This is a genomic window from Massilia sp. CT11-108, assembly GCF_047302915.1.
GTDB classification, from domain to species: domain Bacteria; phylum Pseudomonadota; class Gammaproteobacteria; order Burkholderiales; family Burkholderiaceae_D; genus Telluria; species Telluria orientalis.
Genome location: NZ_JBKYMO010000221.1, coordinates 1 through 9,192 on the forward strand (window position 1 = coordinate 1; position 9,192 = coordinate 9,192).

The window sequence follows — 9,192 nt, forward strand, 5'->3', positions numbered from 1 at the left end:
CACGACGGCCGCGAACGATCCGCCGGCGGCGCCGCCGCCGCAGGCCACCAGCGCGCACAATGCGGCGCAGACGACGGCGATCGGTAATACCTTGCCAGGCTTCAGGGGATTCATGGGGCGCTCCTTCGATTGTGGATGCGACGAATCGATTCTAGGAGCGCCACTTACCCGTTACGCATGACGGGCATCAAACGCAGTGCAGCGGTCGGCAGTACGCAACAAATCGCCTGTTGCGGCCCATGAAAAAAGCGGCCCGCGGGCCGCTTCGAGATCACATCCAGCCGTCAGAACTGCTCGACGTCCAGCGCCAGCACGCCGGCGGCACCGTCCACGATCGCGTGGCGCAGTCCATCCGCCTGCGCCAGCACGTGGTCCGCGAAGAAGCGCGCGGTGGCGATCTTGGCGCGGTAGAACGCCGCGTCGCCATCGCCTGCGTCCAGCTTCTGGCGGGCCACGAGGGCCGCACGCGCCATCTGCCAGCCGCCCAGCACGACGCCGGCCAGCTTCAGATACAGCACGCTGCCCGCGAACACGGCACGCGGGTCGGCTTTCGTGTTCGCCACGACGTAGTCGACGACCGCTTCCAGCGCCGCGCTGCCGGCCGCCAGCTGCGCGCGGATTGCCGCCAAGTCCGCGTCCTGCGCATCGCCCAGCTGCGCCTCGGTCGCACGGACCTGCGCCAGGATGGACTTGGCCACGGCGCCGCCGTCGCGCACGGTCTTGCGTCCCACGAGGTCATTGGCCTGGATCGCGGTCGTGCCTTCATAGATCGTGAGGATCTTGGCGTCGCGGTAATGCTGCGCGGCGCCCGTCTCCTCGATGAAGCCCATGCCGCCATGCACCTGCACGCCGTCGCGGGCGACGTTCTCGCTCATCTCCGTCGACCAGCCCTTGATCACGGGGACGAGGTATTCGTACACGGCCAGGTTGGCCTTGCGGGTCGCTTCGTCCGGATGGCTGTGCGCGAGGTCCGAGAGGCCCGCGCCGACGTACGCCAGCGCGCGCGCCGCTTCCGTCTGCGCGCGCATCGACATCAGCATGCGGCGCACGTCCGGGTGGTGGATGATGGCGACGGGGCCGGCGGAACCTTCGACGGCGCGCGACTGCACGCGCTCCTTCGCGAACGCGACGGCCTGCTGGTACGCGCGCTCGGCCAGGCCGATACCCTGCATGCCGACGCCGAAGCGGGCCGCGTTCATCATGATGAACATGTATTCGAGGCCGCGGTTCTCTTCGCCGACGAGCGTGCCGATCGCGCCGCCATGGTCGCCGAACTGCAGCACCGCGGTCGGGCTCGCCTTGATGCCCAGCTTGTGCTCGATCGACACGCAGTGCACGTCGTTGCGCTCGCCCAGCGAACCGTCATCATTGACCATGAACTTCGGCACGATGAACAGCGAGATCCCCTTCACGCCCGGGGGCGCGTCCGGCGTGCGCGCCAGCACGAGGTGGATGATGTTCTCGGCCATGTCGTGCTCGCCGTAGGTGATGAAGATCTTGGTACCGAAGATTTTATAAGTGCCGTCGCCCTGCGGCACGGCGCGCGTGCGCACGGCGGCGAGGTCGGAACCGGCCTGCGGCTCCGTCAGGTTCATCGTGCCGGTCCACTTGCCGCTGATGAGCGGTTCGATGAAGCGCGTCTTCTGCTCGGCAGTACCGGCGGTCAGCAGCGCTTCGATGGCGCCGTCCGTCAGCAGGCCGACGAGGGCGAACGCGATGTTCGCGCTGTTGAGCATCTCGATGCACGGCGTGGCGACGAGTTTGGGCAGGCCCTGGCCGCCGAATTCGGCCGGGTGCTGCACGCCCTGCCAGCCGGCATCCGCGAAGCCGCGGAACGCTTCCTTGAAACCCTTCGACGTCGTGACCTGGCCGTCGTGCCAGTAGCTCGGCTCCTTGTCGCCGGAATGATTCAGCGGGGCGACGACTTCGCCGCAGAACTTCGCGTTCTCTTCCAGCACGGCTTCGACGGTGTCGGGCGTCGCGTCTTCGCAGCCGGGCAGTTGGTTGATCTCGGACAGGTTGGCCAGTTCGTTCACGACGAACAGCATGTCCTTCAGGGGGGCGTTGTAGGTCACCGCAGTCTCCTAGTTTCTCTTTACGTAAACGTCAATCGTCGGGCGCAAAAAAGGCGGGAACCCATACAAAATACACGCCGCAGTGACTACGTTTGATTCAGCATGGGTTCCCGCCTGCGCGGGAACGACGGTTTAGCCCAGTTCCTTGACCAGCGCCGGCACGACCTCGAACAGGTCGCCGACGATGCCGTAGTCGGCCACCGAGAAGATCGGCGCTTCCGGATCCTTGTTGATAGCGACGATGGTCTTCGAATCCTTCATGCCGGCGAGGTGCTGGATCGCGCCCGAGATACCGACGGCGATGTACAGCTGCGGGGCGACGATCTTGCCGGTCTGGCCCACCTGCCAGTCGTTCGGCACATAGCCCGCGTCGACGGCGGCACGCGATGCGCCCATCGCGGCGCCCAGCTTGTCGGCCAGCGGCTCCAGGATCTTGAAGTTGTCGCCCGAGCCCATGCCGCGGCCGCCGGAGACGACGACCTTGGCGCCGGTCAGTTCCGGACGGTCCGACTTGGCCAGCTCACGGCCGACGAACGACGATTTGCCCGAGTCCGCGACGGCGGCGACGGTTTCGACCGCGGCCGAACCACCTTCCGCTGCGGCGGCGTCGAAGCCGGTGCCGCGCACGGTGATGACTTTCACGTTGTCCGTCGACTGCACGGTGGCGATGGCGTTACCGGCGTAAATCGGACGCTCGAACGTGTCGGGCGAGTCGACCTTGGTGATTTCCGAGATCTGGGCGACGTCCAGCTTGGCAGCGACGCGCGGCAGCACGTTCTTGCCGAAGGCAGAAGCCGGGGCCAGGATGTGCGAGTAAGCGCCAGCCACGGCCAGGATCTGCTCGGCGACGTTCTCGGCGAGGCCGTCGGCGAATTGCGGCGCGTCGGCGACCAGCACTTTCGCCACGCCCGCGACCTTGGCGGCGGCTTCCGCGACGGCGCCGCAGCCGCTACCGGCGACGAGGATGTGGACGTCGCCGCCGCATTGCGCGGCCGCGGTGACGGTGTTCAGGGTGACAGCCTTCAGGTGGGCGTTGTCGTGTTCAGCAATGACGAGTGCGACCATGGTTATTCCTTAATTAGATGACTTTAGCTTCGGTGCGCAGCTTCGCAACCAGGGTCGCCACATCGGGCACCTTGACGCCGGCCGAACGCTTGGCCGGTTCGGCGACCTTGACGGTCTTCAGGCGCGGCGTGACGTCGACGCCCAGGTCTTCCGGCTTGACGGTCGTCAGCGGCTTTTTCTTGGCCTTCATGATGTTCGGCAGCGTGACATAGCGCGGCTCGTTCAGGCGCAGGTCGGTGGTGACGATGGCCGGCAGGCTCAGGGCCACGGTTTCCAGGCCGCCGTCCACTTCGCGGGTCACGGTGACCTTGCCGTCTTCCAGCACGACCTTCGACGCGAACGTCGCCTGCGGCCAGCCCAGCAGCGCAGCCAGCATCTGGCCGGTCTGGTTCGAATCGTCGTCGATCGCCTGCTTGCCCAGGATGATCAGTTGGGGCTGCTCTTCGACGGCCAGCGCCTTCAGTACCTTGGCGACGCCCAGCGGCTCGATCTCGGCACCGGTCTCGACCAGCACGCCGCGGTCGGCGCCGATCGCCATCGCGGTACGCAGGGTTTCCTGCGCCTGGGCCACGCCGCAGGTCACGGCCACGATCTCGGTGACCTTGCCGGCTTCCTTCAGGCGCGTGGCTTCTTCCACCGCGATCTCGTCGAACGGGTTCATCGACATCTTGACGTTGGCGATATCGACGCCGCTGCCGTCGGACTTGACGCGGACCTTGACGTTGTAGTCGACCACGCGTTTGACGGGTACCAGGACTTTCATAGTGTGCCTTTGAAAAATGGGTGAAAGACTAAAAATGATCCGAATTATAAGAGCAAATTCCGTTCAGGTCAGAATTAAAGCACGATCGTGCGTTTTTCGGTTAGAGGAAATACCCTAATCGTACTTGATTGTGCGTTAGCGGGTTTCCTTGCGGGTGCGGATGGAATGCCCGGTGTGCCGGGCTTCAGGAAAAGGCTGTCGTTATTTCCGGCGCAGCCAGAACGTGAATTCGCCGTTGATGTGCGTGTGCGCCAGCAGGGCGTTGCCCGTCTGCTTGGCGAACGCCTGGAAGTCGCGTACCGAACCGGTGTCGGTGGCGACGATGCGCAGCACCTCGCCACTGGCCAGTTCCGCGAGGGCCTTCTTGGCCTTAAGGATCGGCAGCGGGCAATTCAAGCCACGCGCATCCAGGTCCTTCTGGACCTCGATGGTGCCGGTGTCGATTATGGTTTCGCTCATCGATTGCCTGCTAGTTGGTAGGGCATGGACCCGATAGTACTCCAATTAGCCCATTATGACGCGCCGCACCAAAATTTGGTATCCGTGTTGCGTTGTAACAACGGCAATTACTTGACAGGCAGATAGAGATGAGGCGGAGATGACCGGATGAGAGGGATGCGGGGCCGACGGCTGTGCCGTCCACTTACACATCGAAACAAGAGTTGATTCAGCTCAAATCCCATTCGATTTACAGCGTACGCGCCGCCACAACATGCATATTGCGGCGGCGCGGTTACAACGCGCGATTACGGTTATGCGGAGACGCGCTCGCCGACCCAGCCGGCGACGCCCGCCAGCGCCTGCGGCAGCGCCGCGGGATCCGTACCGCCGGCCTGGGCCATGTCCGGACGGCCGCCGCCCTTGCCGCCCACCTGCTTGGCGACGAAGTTGACGAGATCGCCCGCCTTGACCTTGGACGTAGCGTCGGAGGTGACGCCGGCGATCAGACTGACCTTGCCCTCCAGCACCGACGCCAGCACGATGGCCGCCGTTCCAAGCTTGTCCTTCAGCTTGTCCATCGTCTCGCGGAGACTCCCAACGTCGGCGCCTTCCATCGTGGCGGCCAGCACCTTGATGCCGTTCACGTCGATGGCCTTCGTCACCAGTTCGTCGCCCTGGCCGGCAGCCAGCTTCGACTTCAGCGCGGCGATTTCCTTCTCCAGCGACTTGACCTGGTCCTGCACCTGGGCGATGCGCGACGGCAGTTCATCCGGGCTCGTCTTCAGCGCGCCGGCTGCTTCGTTCAGCTTGCGGTTGATCGATTGCACCAGGGCCAGAGCGCCCTCGCCCGTCACGGCTTCCACGCGGCGGATGCCGGCGGCCACACCCGATTCGGACACGATCTTGAACAGGCCGATGTCGCCCGTGCGGGTGACGTGCACGCCGCCGCACAGTTCCTTCGACGAGCCGATGTCCAGCACGCGCACGGTGTCGCCGTATTTCTCGCCGAACAGGGCCATGGCGCCATGCTTGATCGCATCGTCCATCGACATGTGCTGGGCCTGGGTCGCGTGATTCTCGAGAATTTCGCGATTCACGATGGTTTCCACCTGGGCGATCTGCTCGGCCGTCAGCGGCGCGTTGTGGCTGAAGTCGAAGCGGGTCTTGTCCGGATCGACCAGCGAGCCCTTCTGCTGCACGTGGCCGCCCAGCACTTCGCGCAGCGCCTTGTGCATCAGGTGCGTCGCCGAGTGGTTGCGGATCGTGCGGGCGCGCTTCACTTCATCGACTTGCGCGTCGACCATGTCGCCGACCTTCAGCGAGCCGGACTGCAGCACGCCGTGGTGGCCGAACACTTCCGCCTGGATCTTCAGCGTGTCTTCCACTTCGAACACGCCACCCTGCGCCTTCAGCAGGCCCTTGTCACCCACCTGGCCGCCGGACTCGGCGTAGAACGGGGTCGTGTCCAGCACGACGATGCCGTCCTGGCCCGCTTTCAGTTCCTGGACCGGTGCGCCGCCCGAGTACAGCGCGAGCACGCGGCTGTTGTGCACGAGGGCGTCGTAGCCGACGAAGGTCGTCTTCTCGCCCGAATACTCCACGTTGGCGGCCATCTTGAACTTGCCGGCGGCGCGGGCGGTCTTCTTCTGCTGCTCCATGGCGGCAGCGAAGCCTTCCTCGTCCAGCTTGATGCCGCGCTCGCGGCAGATGTCCGCGGTCAGGTCCAGCGGGAAGCCGTAGGTGTCGTACAGGGTGAACGCCGTGGCACCGTCGAGGTTCTGCGGATCCTTCGCGAGCTGCGCTTCCAGGATCTTCATGCCGTGCTCGAGGGTCTCGCCGAAGCGCTCTTCCTCGGCCTTCAGGGTCTGCATCACGCGCTCTTTCGCGTCGTGCAGTTCCGGGTAGGCGGCGCCCATCTCGATGTCGAGGTCTTCCACGAGCTTGTAGAAGAACGGCTTGGTCTGGCCCAGCTTGTGGCCATGACGCAGCGCGCGGCGGATGATGCGGCGCAGGACGTAGCCGTGGCCTTCGCTGCTCGGGATGATGCCGTCGACGATCATGAAGCTGGCGGCGCGGATGTGGTCGGCGATGACCTTCAGCGAGTTGTTCGCGAGGTCGGTCGCGCCGGTTTCGCGGGCGGCAGCCTTGATCAGGTTCTGGAACAGGTCGATCTCGTAGTTCGAGTGCACGTGCTGCAGCACGGCGGCCAGGCGCTCCAGGCCCATGCCGGTGTCGATCGACGGCTTCGGCAGCGGGGTCAGCACGCCGGCTTCGTCGCGGTTGAACTGCATGAACACGAGGTTCCAGATCTCGATGAAGCGGTCGCCGTCTTCTTCCGGCGAGCCCGGAGGACCGCCCCAGATCTCGGCGCCGTGGTCGTAGAAGATTTCCGTGCACGGACCGCACGGGCCGGTGTCGGCCATCTGCCAGAAGTTGTCCGATGCGTAGCGCGCGCCCTTGTTGTCGCCGATGCGGATGATGCGCTCCGTCGGGACACCGATTTCATTGGCCCAGATGCCGTAGGCTTCGTCGTCTTCGAAGTAGACGGTGATGGTCAGCTTTTCCGCCGGCAGGTTATAGACCTTGGTCAGCAGCTCCCAGGCAAAGTGGATGGCGTCGCGCTTGAAATAGTCGCCGAAGCTGAAATTGCCCAGCATTTCGAAGAACGTGTGGTGGCGCGCGGTGTAGCCGACGTTTTCCAGGTCGTTGTGCTTGCCGCCGGCGCGCACGCAGCGCTGTACGGTGGTGGCGCGCTTGTACGGACGCGTATCCAGGCCCAGGAACACGTCCTTGAACTGCACCATGCCGCTGTTGGTCAACAACATCGTCGGGTCGTTACCCGGCACGAGCGGGCTGGAGCGGACGATCGTGTGGCCTTTGGACTCAAAGAACTTGAGAAACTTTTCGCGTATTTCGGTGGATTTCATGTCGTAGGGGCGGATTCAGGCAGCTTGCTATATAAAGAAAATCGATTATAGCGTGGTATCGGCAGTTAACTGTACTTGTGCAATTTGCCGTTGCAGAAACGACAACAGCGCACGTCAGCGCAACAATGCCAGCACCGCCCTCGGCTCGCCATTGGCCTGGCTCAGCATGGCGGATGCCGCCTGCTGCAGGATCTGGGCGCGCGTCAGCCGGACCGCGGCCCCGGCATAGTCGACGTCCTCGATGCGGCTCTTCGCCGCCTCCAGGTTCATCGACATCGTCTGGTTGTTGCTGGCCGCGGCGTCCATGCGGTTGCTGTAGGCGCCCACCTGCACGCGCTGCTCGTTGACGGACGCGAGAGCGTCATCGATGTGCAGCAGCGCCACCGCCGGGTTGCGCATGTCCAGGTCAGCGAGGCCCAGCGCGCTGGCGTTCACGGCCGCGAACTCCATGTCGACCAGGTCGCCGGCGGACGCTCCGACCTGGATCTGCATCCGGTGCCTGCCCACACCCCCGCCGCCGATGTCCGGATACTCGACCTTGAAGTTGCGCAGCGGCCGGGCGGCCGTGCCGAAGCCGGATTCCGGCACGACGCCCCGCGCGTCGCGTGTCGGCCCGCCGTCCGCGTCGAGGCCGCCGATCGCGCCCGTGTCCGCATTCGCCAGGTTCATGCCCCCGATGAAGCCGGCGCCATTGGCGGCGAATTCCGTCATGAAGTCGCCGGTGCCCTGGTACTGCCCGCCCGTGACGGCCTTCAGCGCCGTGTCGAGGTCGGTCCCCTGGTGCCCGTTCAGGTAAGTCATCAGGCCCTTCATGCCGCCATCAACGCCCATCGATTTCAGCCGCTCATGCAGGTAGCGCGAGGCGACGTAGCCGCCTTCGTAGCTGAAGCCGCCGCCCGTGATCGTGTCGACGATGCCCTGCGCCGTCTGCCCGCCCGCCAGCGCACCGGCCACGCGTTCGTCGGCGCCATGGATCAGCTCGGCCGTGCCCTCGATGAACCACTGGGGAAGATTCATGCCGGTCGAGTGCAGCATGATCGCGTGCACCATCTCGTGCGCAATGACGCGGTCGTCGTACATCGGTCCGGTGCCGCCGTCCGGCGTGCTGATGTCGCTGAAATCGGCCATATCGATGTTCAGCGTGACGTCGTTGCCGAGCCCCGACGCGCCCGTGACGGACGCAAGCACGCCACTCTTGCCGTCCGTCGTGTCGAGGTTGATCTTCAGGGTCGAGCCATCGCCCTGCAGGCCGTAATACTGCTGGACCATGTCTTCGGCGGCGCTCAGCCAGCCGGCCTTGAGGCTGTCGAGCACGGCACGCTTCTTCTTGTCCTCGCTACCGCTCTCGGACGCCGGCGAAAAGATCGCCTGGCCATTGAACGAGGCGCCATTGCCCACCTGGGTGATCTGGGACAGGATCTGGTCCGCTTCCGCCTGCAACGTGTTGCGGTCGCTGTCCGTGTACGAGCCGTTGCCGGACGCCACCGCCAATTCGCGCAGGCGCTGCAGGCTGTCGTTAATGTTCGACAGCGCGCTGTCCGCCACCTGCAGCATCGACGTCGCGTCGTTGATGCCGCGCGAGGCCTGGCGCATCCCGGTCAGCTGCGACCTCATGCGGCCCGTGATGGCCTGGCCGGCCGGATCGTCCGCGGCGCTCGCGATGCCGGTGCCCGAGCTCAGGCGCGCGACGAGGCGCGTCACCTCGTTCGTGTGCTCCGCCAGCTTGCGCTGGGCGTTCAGGGACAACGATTGATTATTGATCGAAAGTGACATAAGGCCGTGACCGGGAGCCGAATGTCATTAACGACAAGACGTTACAATTCTTGAGGGAAAATTTTGGTTCTAGGAAAAATCAGGCGGGATGAGGTCGATCCGGTCCGTGCACAACCCGTCCACGCCCCAGCCGAACAGTTCGCGCGCC

6 protein-coding genes are annotated in these 9,192 nt (G+C 64.8%); all 6 read right to left on the reverse strand.

Features of this window, described 5'->3' with window-relative positions; all coding sequences use genetic code 11:
* Positions 1–284 precede the first annotated feature (284 nt).
* The 6 genes from ACEN88_RS17715 to ACEN88_RS17740 all read right to left on the reverse strand — a co-directional run bounded on the left by ACEN88_RS17715 (position 285) and on the right by ACEN88_RS17740 (position 9,044).
* Complete coding sequence (locus tag ACEN88_RS17715) at positions 285–2,075, reverse strand: acyl-CoA dehydrogenase (RefSeq protein ID WP_413341612.1); 1,791 nt, start codon at positions 2,073–2,075, stop codon at positions 285–287.
* 132 nt (positions 2,076–2,207) lie between these two features.
* On the reverse strand, positions 2,208–3,140 hold the full coding sequence (locus tag ACEN88_RS17720; protein ID WP_413341614.1) for an electron transfer flavoprotein subunit alpha/FixB family protein: 933 nt from the start codon (positions 3,138–3,140) through the stop codon (positions 2,208–2,210).
* Positions 3,141–3,153: 13 nt separating this feature from the next.
* The gene (locus tag ACEN88_RS17725; protein WP_056129015.1) at positions 3,154–3,903 is read right to left on the reverse strand and encodes an electron transfer flavoprotein subunit beta/FixA family protein; all 750 of its coding nucleotides are present in this window, start codon (positions 3,901–3,903) and stop codon (positions 3,154–3,156) included.
* A gap of 201 nt (positions 3,904–4,104) precedes the next feature.
* Entirely contained in the window at positions 4,105–4,332 is a 228-nt protein-coding gene (locus ACEN88_RS17730; RefSeq protein WP_036238555.1) for a sulfurtransferase TusA family protein, read from the reverse strand.
* Positions 4,333–4,655: 323 nt separating this feature from the next.
* Positions 4,656–7,271, reverse strand: coding sequence for an alanine--tRNA ligase (gene alaS / locus ACEN88_RS17735; RefSeq protein ID WP_413341616.1), 2,616 nt, complete (start codon positions 7,269–7,271; stop codon positions 4,656–4,658).
* 114 nt (positions 7,272–7,385) lie between these two features.
* Complete coding sequence (locus ACEN88_RS17740; protein ID WP_413341618.1) at positions 7,386–9,044, reverse strand: flagellinolysin; 1,659 nt, start codon at positions 9,042–9,044, stop codon at positions 7,386–7,388.
* Positions 9,045–9,192: the final 148 nt, after the last annotated feature.

Coding starts and splice junctions, on each gene's coding strand:
- ACEN88_RS17725 (WP_056129015.1), bottom strand. CDS start 3,903: ATGAAAGTCCTGGTACCCGTCAAACGCGTGGTCGACTACAACGTCAAG.
- ACEN88_RS17720 (WP_413341614.1), bottom strand. CDS start 3,140: ATGGTCGCACTCGTCATTGCTGAACACGACAACGCCCACCTGAAGGCT.
- alaS (WP_413341616.1), bottom strand. CDS start 7,271: ATGAAATCCACCGAAATACGCGAAAAGTTTCTCAAGTTCTTTGAGTCC.
- ACEN88_RS17740 (WP_413341618.1), bottom strand. CDS start 9,044: ATGTCACTTTCGATCAATAATCAATCGTTGTCCCTGAACGCCCAGCGC.